Consider the following 23,013-nt stretch of genomic DNA (forward strand, 5'->3'; position numbering starts at 1 on the left):
GAAATGCTATGCTTTTGCAACTAAAATATTTTACTATTTCAATGAATCTTATTTTAGGAGAAAAAATGGATAACAAATTAGTAGAAAGGATTAAAGCTAATCCTAAATACCATGAACTTGTTTCAAAAAGAAGTTCTTTTGCTGTTAAACTAGCAGTTTTCATGTTAGTAATTTACTATGGTTTCGTTTTAACTATTGCATTTGACAAAGAGTTTTTTGCAACAAAAGTTTCAGCTGATAGTGTTATGACTGTTGCTTTCCCGATTGCAACTGTAATCATTATAATTGCATTTATTTCAACACTTATTTATGTTGTTAAAGCAAATGGTGAGTTTGAAAGCTTAACTAATGATATCAAAAATGATGTAAAGGATATTTTATAATGTTAAAAATACTTACTTTATTAGGTTTATCTTCATTAGCACTATTTGCGGCTGATGGTGAAAGTAGTGTAAATGTAGCTGCTGTTATTATGTTCTTCGTATTTATCGCAGGTACTATGGGTATTACAAAATGGGCTGCTAGTAAAACTAAATCTGCTTCAGATTTTTATACAGCAGGTGGAGGAATAAGTGGATTCCAAAATGGTCTAGCAATTGCTGGAGATTATATGTCAGCTGCTTCATTCTTAGGTATTTCAGGAATGATTTTCTTACACGGATTTGATGGTATGATTTATGCTATTGGATTCTTAGTTGGTTGGCCAATTATCCTATTCTTAATGGCTGAAAAATTAAGAAATTTAGGTAAATTCAACTTTACAGATATTGCTGCATATAGACTAGATGAGCAAAAAATCAGAATTTTAGCTGCATTTGGTTCTTTAACAGTTGTAACTTTCTATTTAATTGCACAAATGGTTGGAGCTGGAAAACTAATTGAAGTTTTATTCCATATTCCATATGGTTGGGCTGTTATTTTAGTTGGAGCATTAATGATTGTTTATGTAACATTTGGTGGAATGCTTGCTACTACTTGGGTACAAATTATTAAAGCTGTATTACTTCTATCTGGAGTTACATTTATTGCAATAATGGTTCTTTCTCATTATGGTTTCTCGTTTACAAATTTAGCAACAGAAGCTGTTAATGTTCATACTAAAGGTGCAGATATTTTAAAACCAGGACCTTTCGTTAAAGATCCAATCTCAGCTATTTCTTTAGGGTTAGCATTAATGTTAGGAACTGCAGGATTACCACACATTTTAATGAGATTCTTTACAGTTGGAAATGCAAAAGAAGCTAGAAAATCTGTTGTTTATGCAACTGGATTTATTGGTTATTTCTACTTAATTATTGGTGTTGTTGGTTTAGGTGCTATCGTTTTCTTAAATAGTCCAGAGGGTGCTATATTCTTTGAATCTACTGGTAAATTAATCGGTGGAAATAATATGGCTGCTGTTCACTTATCTGAAGCTGTTGGTGGTTCAATCTTCTTAGGATTTATTGCAGCTGTTTCATTTGCTACAATTTTAGCGGTTGTGGCAGGACTTACATTAGCTGCTTCTAACTCTATTGCACATGATTTATATGCAATCGTTATTAGAAAAGGTCAAGCAACAGATGAAGAAGAAATGAAAGTTTCAAAAAGAACAGTTATTGTAATTGGTATAGTTGCTATTCTTTTAGGATTTGCATTTGAAAACCAAAATATTGCATTCATGGTTGGTTTAGCATTTGCTATTGCAGCATCAGCTAACTTCCCTATATTGTTCTTATCAATTTATTGGTCTAAACTTACAACAAGAGGTGCATTCATTGGTGGATTTATCGGTCTATTAACTGCAGTTATTCTAGTTGTTTTAAGTAAAACTGTATGGGTTGATATCTTTGGATTTGAAAGTGCTATTTTCCCTTATACTCAACCTGCATTATTCTCTATAGTTGCAGCATTTGTTGGTATTTGGTTCTTCTCTATCACTGATAGCTCAGCTAGAGCAGAAGAAGATAAATCTGGATTCGAAGCTCAACAAATTAGAGCAGAAACTGGAATTGGTGCTGATGGAGCTGTTTCACACTAATCTTAAGTACTAAAGAGAGAACTCTCTTTAGTATTTTTATTTCTTTAAAATTAACTTAATAATTATAATTAAATATAATAATTAAAATATTATTTCTTTGTTACATTTCTACCATTTTTATATTTTTTTAATTCTATTTTTTTGTTTTAATAAATACAAATTTAAATTTAGTTTGTATAATCAAATTATCTTTTTATTTAAATTTAAATAAAAACTAAGGAGAAAAAATGAATGAAAAATTAATCGAAAGGATTGAATCTAACCCGAAATATATTGAGTTAGTTTCAAAAAGAAATAATCTAGCACTCAAACTTGGTTTTTTTGTGTTAATAATGTTTTATGGTTATATATCAATCGTTGCATTTGACAAAGAGTTATTTGCTACAAAAATTGGAGATGGTGTAACAACTATAGCTATTCCTATTGCTTTTGCAATATTAATAATAAGTTTTTTAACAACTCTAATTTATGTAAAAAAAGCAAATACAGAATTTGAAGATTTAACAAATCAAATTAAAAAAGATGTAAAGGATTTATTATAATGTTAAAAGTTTTAGCACTACTATCTATATTTGTTATATCAGTTTTTGCAGCTGGTGATGCAACTTTTGAGGGGAAAAGAGATTTAAATATTCCTGCAATTATTATGTTTTTTGTATTTATTGCTGGAACTTTAGGAATTACTTATTGGGCAGCAAGAAAAACTAAATCTGCTTCAGATTTTTATACAGCTGGTGGAGGAATAAGTGGTTTCCAAAATGGTTTAGCAATCGCAGGTGATTATATGTCTGCCGCTGCATTTTTAGGAGTATCTGGACTTATTTATATGAGTGGATATGATGGTGTTATTTATGCTGTTTCATTTTTAGTTGGTTGGCCTGTAATTTTATTTTTTATGGCTGAAAAATTAAGAAATTTAGGTAAATTTACTTTTGCAGATATTGCTGCTTATAGATTAGGACAAAAAGAGATAAGAACTTTAGCGGCATTTGGTTCACTTTCTGTTGTTGTTTTATACTTAATTGCACAAATGGTAGGAGCAGGTAAACTTATCCAAATTTTATTTGGAATGGAATATGAATATGCTGTATTTATGGTTGGGGCGCTGATGATTATTTATGTAACATTTGGTGGAATGCTTGCAACTACTTGGGTACAAATTATCAAAGCTATTTTACTGTTATCTGGTGTTTCATTTATGGCTGTTATGATTTTATATCATTTTGACTTCTCTTTTGAGTCTTTAGCTGTTCAAGCTGTTGAACATCATAAGAATGGTGAAGCTATTTTAAAACCAGGTGGATTTTTATCAGACCCAATTTCAGCAATTTCTTTAGGGATGGCTTTAATGCTTGGAACTGCTGGTCTTCCTCACGTTTTAATGAGATTTTTTACAGTTGGAAATGCAAAAGAAGCTAGAAAATCTGTTGTTTATGCAACTGGATTTGTGGCATATTTTTGGATTATTATTACTATTGTTGGATTTGGAGCGATTGCTTTTTTAAATACAGCAGAAGGTGCTCAATATTTTGATGGTGCAAAAGCATATCTTGATGGTGGAAAATTATTTGGTGGAAGTAATATGGCTTCTGTTCACTTATCTCATATGTTAGGTGGAAATGCTTTCTTAGGATTTATCTCTGCGGTTGCATTTGCTACTATTTTAGCAGTTGTTTCAGGATTAACACTTGCAGGAGCAAGTGCTATTTCACATGATATTTATGCAAATGTTATAAATCCTAATGCAAGTGATGAACAAGTTGTGAAAATATCTAAAATCACAGTTATTATTGTCGGAATTGTTGGTGTTACTTTAGGTATTGCATTTGAATCACAAAATATTGCATATATGGTTGGTCTTGCTTTTGGTATTGCAGCAAGTGCTAATTTTCCTATTTTATTTTTATCAATTTATTGGAGCCAATTAACTACAAGAGGCGCATTTATTGGTGGATTTATGGGATTAATTACTGCTGTTGTACTTGTAATTTTAGGACCAAATGTTTGGGTTCAAATTTTAGGAAATGAAAAAGCAATATTCCCTTATGCTCACCCTGCACTATTTTCTGTAACAGTAGCATTTGTTTCTATTTGGTTTTTTTCTAAAATTGATAACTCTGAAAGAGCTTTAAAAGAAAGAGCTTTATTTAGAGGACAAAATATAAGAGCTAACACAGGTATTGGTGCAGCAGGAGCTGTTTCACATTAATATTTATCAAAGGATCTTTATCCTTTGATTTTTTTTAAAAAGGACATTTATGAGTATCTTAGAACAAAAAACTTTTATCTCTTCAATTCATCCATTTGAGAATTTAACTGCTAACGAACTTGATGATTTTGCTGAAAATCTTGATATTGTCTATTTTAAAGAAAATGAAGTTATTCAAGCTCAAGAAAGTTCTCCTAAATTTTTATACTTTATTTTAAAAGGTTTAATACAAGAAAAACAAGATGATGAAGTCTTAAGTGTTTATTCAAAAAATGAAATCTTTGATTCTATTTCACTGATTGAAAACTTCTCCAAAAATAGTTTTGTAACAGCAGAAGAAACTATTTGCTACATTTTACCAAGAGAAATTTTTTTAAAGATACTTCACGAAAATATTACATTAGAAAAATACTTTTTTCAATCAATTTCTGAAAAATTAAACAACAATATCTTGCATGAAAAAAACAGAGAAATGGCAAATATCATGATTGCAAAAGTTAAAGATGCAAGAATACATAAAGCTGTTATTATCGATACTGAAAAGACAATTTTTGAAGCTGCATCAATAATAAAAAAAGAGAAAATCCCAACTATTTTATTAAAAGATGAAAATGACGAAATGTACATAGTTACAGATTCTGATTTTAGACAAAAAGTTATTTTAAATAGAATGGACTTTGATGATAAAGTAGTAAAAATAGCTACAAAAGGTCTTATTTATATAGATGAAAATGATTTTTTATTTAATGCTCAACTTATGATGGCAAAACATGGATTAAAAAGAGTTGTAGTAAAAAATGAGAAAAATGAAATTATCGGAATACTTGATCAAATCTCTTTATCTTCATTCTTTGCTACAAATATTTTTTCTGTATCAAATCAAATAGTAAAAGCTGAAACAATCGAAGAGTTAAAAGAAGCATCTTTATCTTTTATAAAAATTATTAAATCTCTGAATGCTAAAGGTGTAAAAATCGATTTTATTTCAAGATTAATAAATCAATTAAATAAAAAACTTTTAGATAAATTGTACAGAATATTAGCACCAAAAGAGTTAGTTGAAAAATCTTGTTTAGTTGTAATGGGTAGTGAAGGAAGAGGTGAACAAATCTTAAGAACTGACCAAGATAACGCTTTAATAATTTCAGATGATTGCACAATAAGCGATGAAGAGTTAAAAAACTTCACACAAAACTTCACAGAAACTTTGGTTGATTTTGGTTTTCCTAGATGTGAAGGAAATATTATGATTTCAAATCCTTATTGGTGTAGAAAAATATCTGATTTTAAAGATTTAATTTTTACTTGGGTAAATGAACCAAGTGGTGATAACTTTATGAATATTGCAATTTTTTATGATGCTCTTTGTGTATCTGGAGACATAAAAATGATAAAAGAGCTAAAAGAATATCTATTTAAAGTATCTTCTAATTCTCAGACTTTTTACGCACATTTTGCAAAAGTAATATCAAGTTTTGATGTTCCTTTAGGATTTTTTGATGGTTTTGTTTTTAATAATAAAGATGAAAAACACAAAGATGAAATTGATATAAAAAGAGGTGGAATATTTATTCTTGTTCAAGGAATAAGATCTTTAAGTTTAGAAAATAAAGTTTTAAATACTAACACAATAAAAAGAATAAATAAACTTGTGGAGTTAGGTATTCTTGAAAATGAAATGGCAAGAGAATTAATCATGGCTTTTAATTTTTTATTAAATTTGAAGCTAAAATCAAATTTAGCAAAACTAGACAAAAATTTAACTATCGATAATTATATAAATCCAAATAGTTTAAATAAAATGGAAAAAGAGTTATTAAAAGATTCTTTTAAAATTATAAATAAATTAAAGAAAAATTTAGAATTTCATTTCAAGTTAAACTATGTTTAGAAATATAAAAAATTATTTTAATAAAAAAAATCTAAGAGATAAAAAATATTTATATCTCTTTGAAGATTCACGAAAAAAGGACGAATATGTTTGTTTTGACTGCGAAACAACTGGGCTTAATCCCAAAAAGGATGATATTATCTCCATAGGTGCAGTAATTATAAAAGATAATATGATTATTTCTAGTAAAAAATTTATTAGATATGTAAAACCAAAAACTAAACTTCAAGCAGAAGCTATAAAAGTTCATCATATAAGAGAATGTGATTTAAATAATGCAAATGATATAGATTTAGTTATTGAAGAATTTTTGGAATTTATAGGTAATAGAACTTTAGTTGGATATTTTTTAGAGTTTGATATCTCTATGATAAACAAATATCTTAAACCAAAACTTGGAATAACTCTTCCAAATAAAACTCTTGAAGTATCCGAAATTTATCACGATTATAAAATAGAGATAATTCCTCAAGGGCATATAGATTTAAGATTTAACTCAATTATGGAAGAGTTACAAATTCCAAGTCTAGGGAAACATGATGCGTATAATGATGCATTAATGACTGCTATGATTTTTTTAAAACTAAAAAATACAGTGAAATGAATTAAGGAAAAATAATAATGTTAGTATTTGTATTAAATGCAGGTTCATCCTCATTAAAATATCAATTAATAAATGCAAAAAATGGTGAATTAAAAGCAAGTGGTATAGTTGAAAGAATTGGAATTGATGGTATTTTAAAACAAATAGTTAGTGAAAATAGAAAATTAACAATTGAAGCCTGTATACCAACACATAAAGAAGCAATTGAACTTATTTTAGAAACTTTAACACACGATGATACAAAAATAATTAATTCTATTGATGAAATTCAAGCAATAGGACATAGAGTTGCCCATGGTGGAGAATATTTTAAAAAATCAACTCTTGTTACAGAAAAAGTTATAAAAAAAATTGAAGAGCTAATTCCTTTAGCTCCATTACATAATCCTGCTAACATCTTAGGAATGAAGATTTGTATGCAGTTACTTCCAAAAGTTCCAAATGTAGCTGTATTTGATACTGCATTTCATCAAACAATGCCAGAAGTTCACTTCTTATTTCCCGTACCTCATGAAGATTATACTGAACATCATTTAAGAAAATATGGATTTCATGGAACAAGCCACTTTTTTGTTTCTCAACAAGCTATAAAGCTTTTAGGAAATAAAAAAGATTCAAAAATCATAGTTTGTCATTTAGGAAATGGTTCTTCTGTTTGTGCTGTAAGAGATGGAAAATCAATTAATACTTCTATGGGATTAACTCCACTTGGAGGTTTAATGATGGGAACAAGAAGTGGTGATATAGATCCAGGAATTATTCCATATTTAATGGATAAAAAAGGTATGAATACTCATCAAATCATCGATTATTTAAATAAAAAATCAGGAATTTTAGGAGTTTCTGGTATTAGTTCAGATTTAAGAGAAATTATAAGTGCAGCAAATGATGGAGATCAAAGAGCACAAGTTACAATAGATATGATGTGTAATAGAGTAAAAAAATATGTATGTTCTTATGCTGGATTACTTGGAGGAGTTGATGCTATTTGTTTTACTGCTGGAATTGGAGAAAATTCTGACATAGTAAGAGAAAAAGTCTGTCATAACTTAGAGTTTATGGGAATAGAAATTGATAAAGAAAAAAATCAATTAAAAAATCACCAAACTAGAGAAATTAGTAAAAATAATTCAAAAACAAAAATTTTTGTTATCCCTACAAATGAAGAGTTAGTAATCGCACAAGATACTTTTAATCTTGTAAAATAATTTTTTTTATGTGTTATAATATGAAGTAGTTGTAATCTATAATATTTAAGAGTACTTTTATGAATTTATATTTAAAAAATGAACAAAACCTACTTCGTATCTCTATATTTAGCACAATATTACTTGCAGGTATTGGAATAATATTTGGTTTACTTGCAAGATCTTCAACAATAATTTTTGATAGTATTTATGCAATGATAGATGCAGTAATGACAACTCTTGCTTTAATTGTAGCAAGATTAATTACTTCATCTACTTCTAAAGATTTTATTCATAATAAACTGGAAAAACATTTTACTATGGGCTTTTGGCACCTTGAACCTATTGTTTTAGGAGTAAATGGTATATTACTTATTGGAGCTGCAACTTATGCTTTCATAAATGCACTTGATAGCTTCTTACATGGAGGTAGAGAAATACTATTTGGATATGCAATAGTTATTACTTTAATATCTATTGTAGTTGAACTTAGTTTAGGAATTTTCATAAAAAAAGCAAATAAATCAATCAAATCTGAGTTTTTAACTCTTGATTCAATAAGTTGGTTAATTTCAGCTTCTATGTCTTTAGGATTTCTTTTTGCTTTTAGTTTTGGATATATTATAAAAGATACTAATTTACAGTGGATAACTCCGTATATTGACCCTTTTATTTTAATTGTTGTTTGTATATTCATAATACCAATGCCATTAAAAACAGTAAAAAAAGCACTTTCTGACATTTTACTTGTAACTCCACTAGAATTAAAAGAACAAGTTGATAAAATAGCAGAAAATATTGTAAAAAAATATAGTTTTGATTCTTTTAGAGCCTATGTTGCTAGAGTTGGAAGAGGAAGACAAATAGAACTATATTTTATAGTCCCAAAAAGTTGGCCAGCTAAAAAACTTGAAGAGTGGGATTTATTAAGAGATGAAATCGAAAAAGAGCTAGGGAACGAAGATCCTGACCTTTGGTTGACTATTGTATTTACAACTGATTTTGAATGGGCTGAGTAGTATTATATAAAAATTTTAAGTTTTAATAAGATATTATTTTAAATAATTAAATTTATTTCTTAAATCTTATTTAAGTTTAAATCAAAAATATAAGGAAAATATATGTTAGTATTTGTATTAAATGCAGGTTCATCTTCACTAAAATATCAATTAATAAATGCAAAAACACATGAATTAAAAGCAAGTGGATTAGTTGAAAGAATTGGTATAGATGGTATTTTAAAACATGAAATTGGTGAAAATAAAAAGCTAACTTTTGAAACACCTATCCCAACTCATAAAGAGGCTATTGAATTAGTTTTAAGAATTTTAACAAATGATGAAACAAAAGTAATAAACTCTATTGATGAAATTCAAGCAATAGGACATAGAGTTGTTCACGGTGGAGAATATTTCAAAGGTTCAATAATTGTTGATGATGACGTTCTTAGCAAAATTGAAGAACTAATTCCTTTAGCTCCTTTACATAATCCAGCTCACCTTTTAGGAATTAAAATTTGTATGCAATTACTTCCAAAAGTTCCAAATGTTACAACATTTGATACAGCATTTCACCAAACAATGCCAATTGAAAACTTCTTATATGCTGTACCTTATGGTGATTATACAGAACATCATTTAAGAAAATATGGATTCCATGGAACAAGTCATTACTACGTTTCAAACGAAGCTGTAAAACTTTTAAATAAAAAAGATTCAAAAATTATCGTTTGTCACTTAGGAAATGGTTCTTCTGTTTGTGCAGTAAGAGATGGAAAATCTGTTAATACTTCTATGGGATTAACTCCACTTGAAGGTTTAGTAATGGGTACAAGATGTGGAGATATCGATGCTAGTGTTATTCCATACTTAATGGAGAAAAAATCTTTAAACACTCACCAAATTATTGATTATTTAAATAAAAAATCAGGAATTTTAGGAGTTTCTGGTATTAGTTCAGATTTAAGAGAAGTTATAAAAGCTGCAAACGATGGAGATAATAGATCAAAAATAGCTATTATTATGTTATGTGATAGAATCAAAAAATATCTTTGTTCTTATGCTGGAATAATGCATGGTGTTGACGCTATTTGTTTCACTGCTGGAATTGGTGAAAACTCTGACTTAATAAGAGAAAAAGTTTGTGAAGGTTTAGAATTCATGGGTATCGAACTAGATATTGAAAAAAATAAAGTTAGAGAAAAAGGTATTAGAGAAATAAATACAAAATCATCAAAAACTAAAATTTTTGTAATTCCTACAAATGAAGAGTTAGTAATCGCTCAAGATACTTATAGACTTGTAAAAAAATAGTTCAAAGTGTTACAAATAATAAAAATTTAAAAAATTGAGTATTATGTATAATTTTTGTACATAATACCATTTTTACTTACATTTTTAAAATACAAAAGCTTTATTTTGCTACTTTAAAAAAAATCCATCTTCATAAATCATATATTTTTTTCTAATTTACCATAATTTTTTGCTATACAAATGCTATGTTTTTCAATTATAATCCTCTTCGAAAGTTTAAATTGGAAAGGATAACTTATAAATGGGTTTAATTGAAACTATTAAAGAAAAAGCAAAATTAAAATTAAGAACTATCGTTCTTCCTGAACCGGAAGATGAAAGAGTTTTAAAAGCTACTGAGCAAGTTTTAAAAGATAAAACTGCAAACGTTGTTTTAATTGGAAATGCTGATACTATAAAAGCAGATGCTGCTAAACATGGTGCAAATATTGATGGAGCAACAATAGTTGATCCAAAAAAATTTGATAATATCAATAAATATATTGATGAGTTAGTTGAATTAAGAAAAAATAAAAACCTTTCAAGAGATGAAGCAACTGAAATTATGTTAAATGAACCAAGATTTTTTGGTTGTATGATGGTAAGACTTGGTGATGCTGATGGTTTAGTTGCGGGTTCAAATTCTCCAACAGCTGATGTATTAAAAGCTGCTATTCAAGTTATCAAAACGGCACCTGGAATAAATACTGTTTCATCTACATTCATTATGGAAACAGCTGATGGTAAATTTGGAGATAATGGATTAATTTTATTTGCAGATTGTGCTGTTATTCCAGAACCAAATGCAGAACAATTAGCTGATATTGCTTGTGCTACTGCTGCTACTGCTGCTAGTGTTGTTGGATTAGATCCAAGAGTTGCTATGTTATCTTTTTCTACAAAAGGAAGTGCTGCACACCCACTAGTAGATAAAGTACAATTTGCTTGTGATATTTTAAATGAAAGAAATGTTAATTTCTCATTTGATGGAGAGCTTCAAGCTGATGCTGCTATTGTTGAATCTATTGGTGCAAAAAAAGCTCCTGGTTCAAAAGTTGCAGGAAAAGCAAATATTTTAGTATTCCCTGATTTACAATCTGGAAATATTGGATATAAACTTGTTCAAAGATTTGCAGGAGCAGAAGCTCATGGACCAATTGTACAAGGATTAAATAAACCTGTAAACGATCTTTCAAGAGGTTGTTCGGTTGAAGATATTGCAAATTTAGTTGCAATTACTGCTACACAAATTAAATAACTATTTACTAAACTAAGGAGAGAAAAATGTTAGTATTCGTTTTAAATGCGGGGAGTTCATCATTAAAATACCAATTAATGAATCCAGTTATTAAAAAAGTTCTTGCAACAGGATTATGTGAAAGAATCGGGATTGATGGTGTTTTAAAACATGAATATGGTGAAAATGGACAAAAATTAACTTTAAATGTTCCAATGCCAACTCACAAAGAAGCTATCGAAGCTGTTTTAACAACTTTAACTGCTGGTGAAGGAAAAGTTATTAATTCAATAAATGATATTGATGCAATCGGACATAGAACAGTTCATGGTGGAGAAGAATTTTCAGGTTCAGTAATGATTACTCCAGAAGTAATTGATACTATGAAAAAATTATCACCATTAGCACCTTTACATAATCCTGCAAATATCTTAGGTATTGAAATTTGCCAACAATTAATGCCAGGGAAACCAAATGTTGGTGTATTTGATACAGCATTCCACCAAACTATGCCTGATTATGCTTATATGTATGCTTTACCATATGAAATGTACACTAAACATGGTATTAGAAAATATGGTTTCCATGGAACAAGTCACTTTTTTGTTTCAAATGAAGCTAGAGGAATGTTAGATAAAAAATATAATACTAGAATTATTGTTTGTCACTTAGGTAATGGTTCTTCTGTTAGTGCTGTTTTAAATGGAAGATGTATTGACACTTCTATGGGACTTACTCCTATTCAAGGTCTAATGATGGGAACAAGAAGTGGAGATGTAGGAGCAGGAGCATTACAATATATGATGAGCCAAGAAAATCTTACTATTGACCAAGCTATAGATATCATGAATAAAAAATCTGGTATTTTAGGAATTTCTGGAAAATCTTCTGATTTAAGAGAAGTTTTACAAGGTATGCAAGATGGTGATGAAAGATGTAGATTAGCAGTTGATATGGTTGCTTATAACATCAAAAAATATGTAGGTTCTTATGTTGCAGCACTTGATGGTATCGATGCTCTTTGCTTTACAGGTGGAATTGGTGAAAATGCAGCACTAATTAGAGAAAAAGTTTGTGCAGGACTTGACTCTATGGGACTTGTAATCGACCCAGTTAAAAATAATAAAAGATCAAATGTTGCAAGAGATATTGCTACAAATGGCTCTGCTTCAAGAATCTTTGTTATTCCTACAAATGAAGAATATGTTATTGCAAATGATACTTATAAAATCGTTTCAGGACAAGCTAATACTTGCCAATAAATTAAAAGGTGAATTTTCTTCACCTTTTAAACTTCTTTTTTTTACTTCAAATTACTACAAATCAATCCTTACAAAGAAATAGAGATTATCATTTTAAAAACTTTTACTTTTTTCTATCAAAAAATAAAATTGTGACGCAAACTGTGACAAGTTTTTGATATAGTTATATATCAAAGTGATAATTGATTTCAAAGTAAGATTTTATAAAGGAGAAATATAGAATGAAAACTTATATTAAAATATTTTTTTTACCGCTTTTAATAGTATTTACTTTTAGTGGGTGTAGTGCTAAGTTACCACAATATGAATTAAAAGAAACATATTCAGAAAAACAAGTATTAGTTTATGATAAAACTATTAGTTTAGCTACAAAAGCATATATATCTAAAATGAAATTTTCTCCAACAAATAAAGATGAATTAGTTATGTCATTATTAGATACTTACTATCAAACACATCATACTGACCACTTTATCGTTATGGATTTAAAAAGTGGAAAAGTAAAAAAAGACATGAAACTTGATAACAATAGATATATATATTCTAAAAGATTTACTTTTTCAGATGATGGGAAAAAACTGTATTTAAGAGATGTTTATGAAAACGGTAGCCCTAAAGATATATGTAAAAGTAATAAAGAAAAATGTCAAGAAAGTTTTAGATTATGGGCAATATATGATAAGTTTACTATATTAGACTTAGATACAGGAGAGTTATCTCCTTATTATAGTTATAACTGTAGAGAATTAATACCAAAAAATTTAAACAATGTAGAAGATGGTATAGAAGCTGATTGTTCTGTAAATAAAAGTGTTTATTTTAGAATAGACTTACTAAAAAGCAATTTTATAGATTATAAATATAAAGATGAAAAAGGATTTGGGGCTGGTATTGCTGTACTTGATAAAGATAGTTTTAAACCAAAAAAGATTATTACTGCAGATAATAAACTAGATACAGAATTTAATGTAGAAATTATAAGCGAAGATGGACAATATGTGCTTTTTGAAAAAATTATTATGGATAGTAAAAGATATAAAACAAATAAAAAATATGTAGTATATGATTTAAAAAATGATAAAGCTATTCATAGTTTTGATGCTCCATTTCCTATAAATGGAAGAGCAGAAGCATTTATAGATAAAGATACTTTAGTTTTTATGTATAGTAGTGATTTTACTGTAATTAGAAATACTCAGTATTCCAAAAAACATTTAGGTATTATAAATCTAGCTACAAATGAAAAAAAGGTATTTTCTGATTGTGGGGGTAGTATTAATAGTGGAGGGAAATGCCTTATAACTGAGGATGTTTATAACTTAAACGATAGATATATGATGTGGAGAAATTATTCAAATTATTATGTTTTTGATAAAAAAGATATGAAAATAGTTCAAGAGTTTAAAGGAGCAGCTAGTTTTACAGTGAGTAGAGATTTTAAAAAAGTTGCTTTTTATACAATTAATAATGATTTATATTTATACGATATATCACAAGGAGAGTAGATTATGGCAAAGATTTTAGATATTGCAAAATTTGCAAATGATGCTTATGAAATTGAAACTAAATTAGGTACAAATACGGACTTTACAAGAATATATTCGGAAAATAATGTTTCAAATGGTTTTCAAGCTTCTGCTTATTTTAATTCTAAAATAAATGAGTTAGTTGTAGCTTAAGCTGGTACAAATTTTACTAGTATAAAAGATTTAAAAGCTGATTTTGGAATATTTATTTCTGTAACAGATCAATAATAGATTGGATATGGTGTAAAAATTGGGAATAGAATAGGTATTACATTAATATCTATTGGTGTAATAATATATATAGTTAAGTATATTTTATAAGGAGTGAGATTTATGAAACAAATATCTATAATTTTAATATTTTTTGTTAATTTAATATATGCGCAAAATATAGAATTTTATAGTCCAAGTTTTGATTGTAAGAATGTAAAAAAAGATAGTATTGAATATAAGATTTGTATTGATGAAATACTATCTTTGCAAGACTCAATTTTGACAAATATATATAATTCTTTAATTAAACTAAGAAAGCTAAATATAAATAAATTAAAATATGAACAAAAAATTTGGTTAATAAATAGAAATCAATGTAAAGATTATAAATGTATAAAAATGTCTTATGAAGAGAGAATAAAACAGCTCAATTATATTTATGAACTATTTATTAAAAACGATTTTCTTGCACTGGAAAGAATAAATATATCTAATCCAGATGAAGAACAAAATAATATTACTTTAAAATATAGTTTTATTTGTAAACCTAATAAAGATTTACCAATAATTGCAAGAGATAAAGACTTTTATTTTATAGAAGAGTTAAGTAATTATCAAGATAGAAATTTTGTTTTTTTTGTAAAAAATACTTTTATTGATGAAATATCAAATGAGCAAATATTAAAAGGAACTCTTATATTCGATGGTGGAGAGACTTATCAACCAACTGCAATAGAATTTTTTATATATAGCAAAAATTGGGATTGTAAATTAGAAACTTCTAAATATTAAGAAGATAAATTCTAATAGAAAAAAATCTATTAGAATTTTTTGTATCAATAAGCTTTCAATCCAGTTACGAAATTCATACTTATTTGAGAAACAGCTTCACTTACAAGTTTATCCATAAATTTCTCAAATTTATCCTCTTTTTTCCAAACAGGATTTTCAACTTTTGATAACTCTGCCAAAGTTTTTTGAGCAACTGTGATATTTGCAACCTCATCTACTAAACCTACATCTTTTGCTTGTTTTGAAGTGAAGATTTTTGCATCAGCAAATGAAGTATAATTTTTTATATCAAGATTTCTTGCAGTTGCAACATCAGTTATAAACATATTATAAGTATCATCTATCACACTTTGAAGTTGTTTTTCTTCAAACTCTGTCCATTTTCGTGTTGGAGTTCCTGATTCTTTATATTTTCCAGCTTTTACTGTTTGTGTTTGGATTCCGATTTTATCCATAAGCTCTTTAGTATTTACTCCTTGCATAATAACACCAATAGAACCAACCATACTTCCAGGATTTGCGATAATTTTATCTGCCCAAATAGAAGCGTAGTAACTTCCACTTGCTATTACTCCACTTGCATAAACAACTACTGGTTTAATCTGCTTTAACTCTTTTATAGCGTAAGCTACTTCAACTGAAGGAGCAACTGCCCCACCAGGACTATCAACAACAAATAAAACGCCTTTTATATTTGTATCAGTTTTTGCTTTTTCTATATTTTCCAAAGTTTTAGATACATCTATTATTGGACCAACTAACTCTATTTTTTGCAAATTTGCAGTACTTTTAGTAGTTATTCTTTCTTCATCAGAATTAAAAAACACCACATAAATAATAGTTAGAAAAACTATTGTCTTAAAATATTTAGTTATAAAATCCAATATTGCTATAACTGGTGAAAACAGTTTTCTAAAAAACTCAAACATACTCTCCTCCTATAATTACATCATCAACAAATTTTGTATGTAGTATTATTTGCATACAAATATCATTTATATCTTCTATTTTATTTGGTAATTTGAAACTTATCATATCAGCATCAAAACTCTCTTTTAATACACCTTTATTTAGTCCCAATGCCCTACTTCCATTAAAAGTTGCAGCTTTTAAAAGTGTTTTTGAAAACTCTACAACATTTTTATCATAATGAGCCATCAAAGCATTTCTTAACTCATCAAACATAGACAAAGAGTTATTTGAACTAAGACCATCAGTTCCAATAGTAAAAGGAATATCTTTTAATTTATCTAAATCTAGTTTTGTATTATTTAAAAGCCTATTTGAAGTAACACAATGATTTATACTTGCACCCAAATCTTTTATTTTTTCTAAATCATCATCACTTGCTTCAACGCAATGAGTAAAAGATAAATTTTTAACTTTTGAAAACAGACCTAAAAATTCCATAGGTTTTGAAGTAGCTTTTTCTTGATTTAAAAAGTTTTTAAAAAATTCCAAAAATGAACCTTCATCTTTATGCAACCACTCAAACTCTTCTTGTGATTCTAAAAAGTGAGAACTAACAGCTAAGTTTTCATCTCTTGCTACATTTAAAGCTTCTCTTACTAAAAAAGGATGAACAGAATATGGAGAGTGTATTGCAATTGCAGGAATAAAGTTTTTTGATGCAAATTTTTTTGCATTATTTAATCTACTTCTAAAATCAGCAAAAAGTGTATCAACCATATCAGCTTTTGAACCAATAACCTCACAAAAGAAAACTGTATTAATTGGAGATTTTATACAAGCTTCCATATCAAATGAATATGATGAAATTGCTCCAATTGTTGTAGTTCCAGTCTTTTTTATTTTATTTAATTTTGTTGAGATTAGTTCATTTGTAGCTTTATTTATCAAATCTTCTCTATGTTTTATAACTGAATTTAACCATGAATAAAAATTACCATATTTAAGTGTTGTTGTATTTGCACTAAATTCCAAGTGAATATGAGAGTTTACAAGTCCTGGCATCAATATAGAGTTTTCTTCGAGTTCTTTTATCTCTAAATTGGGATATTTATTTTTTATTTCAAAAAGAGTATTGATTTCTACAATTTTATCACTAAAAACAACAGCACCATCTTTTATGATTCTGTTATTTTCATCGCAAGTTACTACATAAGAAGCACTTATTGCTTTCATAAAATTATTTGTTTTCTTCTGTTTGAGCTTGAATTTGCGCATTTCTAGCTTGTGCAATAGCTTTTAATTCATTTATCATTTGCATTAAAGCGATTAATCCCATATGATAACCAAATGCACCAAATCCAGAAATAACTCCTGTACTTGCACCTGCAGTAATTGATTTTTGTCTAAACTCTTCTCTTTTATAAATATTTGAAATATGTACTTCAACAACTGGCATATTAACTGCACTTAAAGCATCTTTTATAGCAATTGAAGTATGAGAATAAGCCGCTGGATTTATCATAATTCCATCAACTGTTCCTAAACATTCTTGAACTCTATCTACGATTTCACCCTCAAAATTTGATTGGAAAAATTCTAATTCAACTCCATTTTGTTCTGCTGCTGTTTGAAGTTGTTGATGAATTTGTTCTAAACTCATATTTCCATAAATATGTTGTTCTCTAATTCCTAACATATTTAAGTTTGGTCCTTGAATTACCGCAATTTTCATAATTATATTCCTTTTATAAATTTTTGGTAAGATTATAATTAAATTATTGTTAAACAATCCATAAAAAGGGAATTTTAGTGAAAAATTTTATTTTAAAAAATGAGAATGCTATATATTTTGAGTGTAAATTTTCTTGCGACAATGTAATTTTTATAAACCTAGAAAAAGATAAATATTTTATTACAGATGCAAGATATACAACAGAAGCAAAAGAGTATGCAAAAAAATGTGAAGTTATTGAATCTTCAAATCTAATAGAAACAGCAAAAGAGATTTTAAAAAAGAATAAAGTTAAAAAAATCGTATTTGATCCAAATGATTTTAGTTTTGCTTCATATACAAAATTAACTGAAAATTTAAAAACGCAGTTTATACAAAAAGAGAACTTTTCAAAACTAAAAAGAATCATAAAAAGTGATAAAGAGATAACTTTACTTAAAAAGGCAGCTGTTGCTGGACGTGAAGGTTTCAAAGAACTTGCAAAATATATAAGAAAAAATGGTTTTAATCAGACTGAGCAATTTTTATATTTTAAAGCTTTTGAAAAGATGAGCCAAACTGGAAAACTAGATATTTCTTTTGAGCCAATAGTTGCAATAAATGAAAATGCGGCAAAACCTCACGCACTTCCAACTTCAAAAAAATTAAAACTTCATGATTTATTATTGGTTGATGCAGGAATAAAATATAAAAGATATTGTTCAGATAGAACTTGTACAAGTCATGTTGATTTTGAAAATTTCAATTTTAAAAGAGAGCAAAAGTTTAAAAATCCTAAACATCAAAAAGTCTATGATATTGTTTTAAAAGCTCAACTAAATGCTATTACAAATGCTAGAAGTGGTATGAAAGCAAGTGAAATTGACAAATTAACTAGAGATGTTATAGAAAAAGCTGGTTTTGGAAAATATTTTATTCACAGTACTGGTCATGGTGTTGGTCTTGATATTCACGAGTTTCCAAATATAAATTCAAAATCTGATGTAATAATTGAAGATAATATGGTATTTACAATAGAACCTGGGATTTATCTTCCAAATGAATTTGGAGTTAGAATAGAAGATACAGTTGTAATGCGAAATGGTAAAGCTGTAATACTTTAAAATCAAAAGATTATATAAAAAAGAGAAAAATTTGAAAAAGAAATTGAGCCCAACTTTAACACTTTTTTATTATTCTAATTTTCCTAAAAAATTCAATAATTCTTCAAAAAAGAAATATTGTGTAACAATCGGTATTGGTGGAAATATTGGAAATACAAAAAAAATATTTGATAAATTAATCTTATGTTTAAAAAAAGATGTAAGATTTACTTTACTTATGACTTCACCACTTCTTAAAAATCCTCCTTTTGGATTTTTGGAACAAAGTGATTTTTTAAATGGTATAATTCGCCTCAAAACAAATCTTTGTCCTAATGCTTTTTTAAAAGCAATGCAAAGATATGAAAAGAAATTCGGAAGAAAGCGATCCTTTCAAGATGCGCCTAGAACCTTAGATATAGATATTATATTTTTTGATGATAAGAAAATAGATACAAAAAATCTTATTATCCCTCACAAAAATTGGGCAAATAGAGAGTCAGTGATTATTCCTTTAAAACATATGCAAAACAACTAAATTGTTGTAAATACAGTTCTAAAAAAAGAACTTTTTAAAGGTAAAAAGATGAACAAAAATAAAAAAATTGTTGTAGGAATGTCAGGTGGAGTTGATTCATCTGTTACTGCGTTATTGTTAAAACAACAAGGATATGATGTTGTTGGACTATTTATGCGTAACTGGGAGTATGGAATTAAAGGTAGCCAATGTCCTAATCGTATAGAATTTGAAGATGCTAAAAAAGTTGGTGCATTAATAGGAATTGAAGTAAGAGGAAAAGACTTCGTAAAAGAGTACAGAGATAGAGTTTTTGATGTATTTTTAGAAGGTTTAAAGCAAGGTCTAACACCAAATCCTGATATTTTATGTAACAAAGAAATAAAATTTAATGTATTTTTAAATGAAGCAAAAAGTATGGGTGCAGATATGATTGCAACTGGACATTATGCAAAAATTGCAAAATACAAAGATCATTTTGTATTAGACACTCCAAAAGATAATACAAAAGACCAAAGTTATTTTTTACACGCATTATCAAGTGAACAATTATCACATGCTATGTTTCCACTTGGAGATTTAACAAAAAAAGAAGTTAGAGAAATAGCAAGAGCTCATAATCTTCCAGTTAGTGATAAAAAAGATAGTACAGGAATTTGTTTTATTGGAAATCAAAAATTTGATGAATTTATTACTCAACACTTACAAGCAATTCCAGGTGATATTTTAGATGAAAATGGAAAAGTTATAGGAAAGCACAAAGGTCTTGTTTGTTATACATTAGGTCAACGAAAAGGTATTGGTCTTGGTGGTATTAAAGGCAATGAAAGTGAAAATAATACACACAAACCTTGGTTTGTAGCTTCTAAAGATGTAGTAAATAATACCTTAACTATTGTTCAAGATACAAATCATCCACTACTTATGAGTAAAACGGTAGAAGCAAGCCATATGCATTGGGTACTTGAAGAAGCACCAAAAGTTGGTGATAAATTAATGGCACAAGTTAGATATAGACAACAAAAACAAGCTTGTACAGTGGTTGAAGCAAATGAGGAAAAAGTAGTAGTTGAGTTTGATCGTCCTCAAAGAGCTGTAACATTAGGACAAAGTCTTGTTTTATATTCAGGTGATTACTGTCTTGGTGGTGGCTTTATAAGTTTCTACAAATAAAAAGGCAAAAAATGAGCAAAAAAAAAGTAATGGTTGGAATGAGTGGTGGAATTGATTCTTCAGTTACTGCTTATATGTTACAAAATGAAGGATATGAAGTTGAAGGAATTTATCTAAAACTTCATAATCGAACAGACGGTTATCATGAAAAAAATTTAGGTTATATAGAAGATGTAGCTAAATTTTTAAATATCAAATACCATATATTAGACTTAGCTGATGAGTTTTCAAAAGAAGTTTATGACTATTTTGTTGATTCTTATCTAACTGGAACAACTCCAAATCCATGTGTAAAATGTAACAAACAGATAAAATTTGGAGCTATGCTTGATTTTGCAAAAAAACATGGAGCAGATTTTTTAGCAACTGGACATTATGCAAAAACTGATGGTAAGTTTTTTTACGAAGCTGATGATAAAACAAAAGACCAAAGCTATTTTTTATCACAAGTAGATAAAAATGCCTTACAATATATGATGTTTCCATTAAGCACTTATAAAAAAGAAGATATCGTAAAATTTGGTGCAAAGCTTGATGTAGCTTACAAAAAAATTACTGAAAAAAGTGAATCTCAAGAGATTTGTTTTGTTGAAACAGTTTATACAGATGTTGTAAAAAGACATGCAAACATTGACCAAGAAGGTGATGTTTTAGATGAAAATGGAAAAGTTGTTGGGAAACATAAAGGTTTTGCACACTATACAATAGGGAAAAGAAGAGGATTTACAGTTAAAGGTGCTCAAGAAGCACACTTCGTTACAAAACTAAATCCAAAAGATAATACTATTGTTGTTGGTAAAAAAGAAGCTTTAGAAGTAAATGAAGTTGTTGGAAACAATTTAAATATGTTTATTGATGATACTAAATTTTCATGTAATGTAAAACTAAGATATCGTTCAGTTTCAACACCTTGTGAAGTGCAAATAAAAGATGAAAAAGCTTATATCACTTTAAAAGAACCAGTTTTTGGAGTAGCAAATGGACAACTTGCTGTTTTTTATGATAAAGAAAAAGTGATTGGAAGTGCTTGGATAGAGAGTACTAAATAGTTTTGAAGTTAATAATTTAGGAGAATCTCCTAAATTATTTTATATTAGAATGTATATTCTATAGTTGCAATCCATTTATCATAATCACTATAATCTGGCTCATTAGAATCTGCATCAACATTTACATATAATACTGAAGTACTTAAAGATTCAGTAAATGCATATCCTACAGATAGATTCAACTCTTTTTCTTTTAAATTTTTAACAGTTGTATCGTAATCATAATCAGTTTGTCCATATAATGCTCCGAAAGTAACATCAGCTATTGTATATCCTAAGCTTCCATATACAGTTTTAGCATCTAAACCGTAGTTATAATTTCCATCTTCAAATGGAGAGATGTTATCACCTGCCGCAGCCATAGTTCCTGTTCCACCGTCTTTATCAGTTTTGATATATCCAACAGCCGCAGTAAATCCATCTATTTCAGTATTTAATTCAAGATGTGCAATAGAACCATCTTCAACATCTTGAACATCTTCATTTGAAGCTGCATAATGAGCAACTATACCAAAATAATCTGTATTAAATGTAGTTTTTAAACCATACCAATCAGCTAAATCTGGAGCTGAATAATAGTAAGGATTTAATTCAACACCTTCAAATCCTGCATATTTAATATCAGCTACATAAGCACCTTTATTTTCATTAATTTTCCAAAAATCTTCACTTAATTCAGATGTTGATTCAGCTTTTCTTTTTGTCCACCCTAATACTATTGTTGTATCAGGAACTGCTGTAATTCCAGCAACAACAGCCTCATGGTAATCACTTAACCATTCTAAATCAATAGCTTGTCTACCAGCACTTACAAAAAATGATTCATTAGCATATTTTAAATATGCTTCTGTCATTAATCCATCATTTTCAAATGGAGCATAATCTCTATCATTATTATGCACTTCACCTAAATCTAAATTTCCTTTAAATTCAGCTTTTGCACTAAATCCATATAAAGAAGCTGTTTCAAAACCAATAGCTGCATTACCATTTAAATAACCATAATCTTTTTCATCAAGACCTTTATCATTTTTTGGATCAACACTTTTTCCATATAAACTTAAACTTCCAGATGCTTTTCCATTTTTAAAAGCATCATCAAAAGTTTTTACTTCATTTGCAAATACAAATGAAGAACTTAAAACTAATCCACAAGTAATTAAACTTAATCTTTTCATTCTGTGTTTCCTTTTAATTAGAATTTTTTTGTTTTAGAAGAACAATCAAATTATATTATCAATTAAACAATTTTTTTTGTTTTTTCTGTATAAATAATATACTATGCCAAAAAATAGCACTAATTGATATGAATTATC

At 28.0% G+C, this 23,013-nt stretch carries 22 protein-coding genes; 18 read left to right on the forward strand and 4 right to left on the reverse strand.

Annotated features, from left to right (window positions below; genetic code table 11):
• Positions 1 to 65 precede the first annotated feature (65 nt).
• The 14 genes from B0175_RS01160 (at position 66) to B0175_RS01220 (ending at position 15,232) form a co-directional block, all read left to right on the forward strand.
• The gene (locus B0175_RS01160) at positions 66 to 383 is read left to right on the forward strand and encodes a DUF485 domain-containing protein (protein WP_228156046.1); all 318 of its coding nucleotides are present in this window, start codon (positions 66 to 68) and stop codon (positions 381 to 383) included.
• Positions 383 to 2,020, forward strand: a complete 1,638-nt coding sequence (locus B0175_RS01165) for a cation acetate symporter (RefSeq protein ID WP_108526907.1) — start codon at positions 383 to 385, stop codon at positions 2,018 to 2,020. Before B0175_RS01160 ends, B0175_RS01165 begins: the two co-directional genes overlap by 1 nt.
• Before the next feature lie 227 nt (positions 2,021 to 2,247).
• Positions 2,248 to 2,562 (forward strand): DUF485 domain-containing protein, encoded by a 315-nt coding sequence (locus B0175_RS01170; RefSeq protein WP_108526908.1) that lies wholly within the window; start codon positions 2,248 to 2,250, stop codon positions 2,560 to 2,562.
• Positions 2,562 to 4,229: a cation acetate symporter gene (locus B0175_RS01175; RefSeq protein ID WP_108526909.1), complete on the forward strand. Its 1,668-nt coding sequence runs from the start codon at positions 2,562 to 2,564 to the stop codon at positions 4,227 to 4,229. Before B0175_RS01170 ends, B0175_RS01175 begins: the two co-directional genes overlap by 1 nt.
• A 49-nt stretch (positions 4,230 to 4,278) precedes the next feature.
• Positions 4,279 to 6,120: a putative nucleotidyltransferase substrate binding domain-containing protein gene (locus B0175_RS01180; RefSeq protein ID WP_108526910.1), complete on the forward strand. Its 1,842-nt coding sequence runs from the start codon at positions 4,279 to 4,281 to the stop codon at positions 6,118 to 6,120.
• Positions 6,113 to 6,724: a 3'-5' exonuclease gene (locus B0175_RS01185; RefSeq protein ID WP_108526911.1), complete on the forward strand. Its 612-nt coding sequence runs from the start codon at positions 6,113 to 6,115 to the stop codon at positions 6,722 to 6,724. The genes B0175_RS01180 and B0175_RS01185 overlap by 8 nt, the downstream gene beginning before the upstream one ends.
• 17 nt (positions 6,725 to 6,741) lie before the next feature.
• Positions 6,742 to 7,932, forward strand: coding sequence for an acetate/propionate family kinase (locus B0175_RS01190; protein ID WP_108526912.1), 1,191 nt, complete (start codon positions 6,742 to 6,744; stop codon positions 7,930 to 7,932).
• Positions 7,933 to 7,991: 59 nt separating this feature from the next.
• Positions 7,992 to 8,930, forward strand: coding sequence for a cation diffusion facilitator family transporter (locus tag B0175_RS01195; RefSeq protein ID WP_108526913.1), 939 nt, complete (start codon positions 7,992 to 7,994; stop codon positions 8,928 to 8,930).
• A 102-nt stretch (positions 8,931 to 9,032) separates the two neighbouring features.
• Positions 9,033 to 10,223: an acetate kinase gene (locus tag B0175_RS01200; protein WP_108526914.1), complete on the forward strand. Its 1,191-nt coding sequence runs from the start codon at positions 9,033 to 9,035 to the stop codon at positions 10,221 to 10,223.
• A 241-nt stretch (positions 10,224 to 10,464) separates the two neighbouring features.
• Positions 10,465 to 11,460 carry a phosphate acetyltransferase gene (gene pta, locus B0175_RS01205; RefSeq protein ID WP_108526915.1) on the forward strand — a complete coding sequence of 332 codons (996 nt, stop codon included), beginning with the start codon at positions 10,465 to 10,467 and terminating at the stop codon, positions 11,458 to 11,460.
• A 26-nt stretch (positions 11,461 to 11,486) separates the two neighbouring features.
• Complete coding sequence (locus tag B0175_RS01210) at positions 11,487 to 12,701, forward strand: acetate/propionate family kinase (RefSeq protein ID WP_108526916.1); 1,215 nt, start codon at positions 11,487 to 11,489, stop codon at positions 12,699 to 12,701.
• Between the two features lie 221 nt (positions 12,702 to 12,922).
• Complete coding sequence (locus tag B0175_RS01215) at positions 12,923 to 14,206, forward strand: hypothetical protein (RefSeq protein WP_108526917.1); 1,284 nt, start codon at positions 12,923 to 12,925, stop codon at positions 14,204 to 14,206.
• A 3-nt stretch (positions 14,207 to 14,209) separates the two neighbouring features.
• Complete coding sequence (locus B0175_RS11220; protein ID WP_210004207.1) at positions 14,210 to 14,380, forward strand: hypothetical protein; 171 nt, start codon at positions 14,210 to 14,212, stop codon at positions 14,378 to 14,380.
• A 180-nt stretch (positions 14,381 to 14,560) separates the two neighbouring features.
• Complete coding sequence (locus tag B0175_RS01220) at positions 14,561 to 15,232, forward strand: lysozyme inhibitor LprI family protein (protein WP_108526918.1); 672 nt, start codon at positions 14,561 to 14,563, stop codon at positions 15,230 to 15,232.
• A gap of 44 nt (positions 15,233 to 15,276) precedes the next feature.
• Here B0175_RS01220 and sppA read toward each other — a convergent pair whose 3' ends face one another.
• Genes sppA through aroQ form a run of 3 tightly spaced genes read right to left on the reverse strand, consistent with a single transcriptional unit; the run spans position 15,277 to position 17,876 of the window.
• Positions 15,277 to 16,161, reverse strand: a complete 885-nt coding sequence (sppA, locus tag B0175_RS01225; protein WP_004510561.1) for a signal peptide peptidase SppA — start codon at positions 16,159 to 16,161, stop codon at positions 15,277 to 15,279.
• Entirely contained in the window at positions 16,154 to 17,377 is a 1,224-nt protein-coding gene (gene mqnF / locus B0175_RS01230; protein WP_108526919.1) for an aminofutalosine deaminase family hydrolase, read from the reverse strand. Before mqnF ends, sppA begins: the two co-directional genes overlap by 8 nt.
• Positions 17,378 to 17,381: 4 nt before the next feature.
• Positions 17,382 to 17,876, reverse strand: a complete 495-nt coding sequence (gene aroQ, locus B0175_RS01235; protein ID WP_004510559.1) for a type II 3-dehydroquinate dehydratase — start codon at positions 17,874 to 17,876, stop codon at positions 17,382 to 17,384.
• Positions 17,877 to 17,953: 77 nt separating this feature from the next.
• Between aroQ and B0175_RS01240 the strand changes: the two genes are divergently transcribed.
• From B0175_RS01240 to mnmA (B0175_RS01255), 4 genes are read left to right on the forward strand one after another with little or no spacing between them, the layout of a single operon-like run.
• Positions 17,954 to 18,979 (forward strand): M24 family metallopeptidase, encoded by a 1,026-nt coding sequence (locus B0175_RS01240; RefSeq protein ID WP_108526920.1) that lies wholly within the window; start codon positions 17,954 to 17,956, stop codon positions 18,977 to 18,979.
• 31 nt (positions 18,980 to 19,010) lie between these two features.
• Positions 19,011 to 19,496: a 2-amino-4-hydroxy-6-hydroxymethyldihydropteridine diphosphokinase gene (gene folK / locus B0175_RS01245; RefSeq protein ID WP_004510556.1), complete on the forward strand. Its 486-nt coding sequence runs from the start codon at positions 19,011 to 19,013 to the stop codon at positions 19,494 to 19,496.
• 48 nt (positions 19,497 to 19,544) lie between these two features.
• Positions 19,545 to 20,648 (forward strand): tRNA 2-thiouridine(34) synthase MnmA, encoded by a 1,104-nt coding sequence (gene mnmA / locus B0175_RS01250; protein ID WP_108526921.1) that lies wholly within the window; start codon positions 19,545 to 19,547, stop codon positions 20,646 to 20,648.
• Between the two features lie 11 nt (positions 20,649 to 20,659).
• A complete protein-coding gene (gene mnmA, locus B0175_RS01255; RefSeq protein WP_108526922.1) occupies positions 20,660 to 21,697 on the forward strand; it encodes a tRNA 2-thiouridine(34) synthase MnmA in 1,038 nt (345 codons plus the stop codon).
• A gap of 44 nt (positions 21,698 to 21,741) precedes the next feature.
• On the opposite strand, the gene B0175_RS01260 is transcribed toward mnmA (B0175_RS01255), so the two are convergent.
• Positions 21,742 to 22,875: an Opr family porin gene (locus tag B0175_RS01260; protein WP_108526923.1), complete on the reverse strand. Its 1,134-nt coding sequence runs from the start codon at positions 22,873 to 22,875 to the stop codon at positions 21,742 to 21,744.
• Between the last annotated feature and the right edge of the window lie 138 nt (positions 22,876 to 23,013).

This window comes from Arcobacter lacus (assembly GCF_003063295.1).
In the GTDB taxonomy this organism is placed as follows: Bacteria; Campylobacterota; Campylobacteria; order Campylobacterales; family Arcobacteraceae; genus Aliarcobacter; species Aliarcobacter lacus.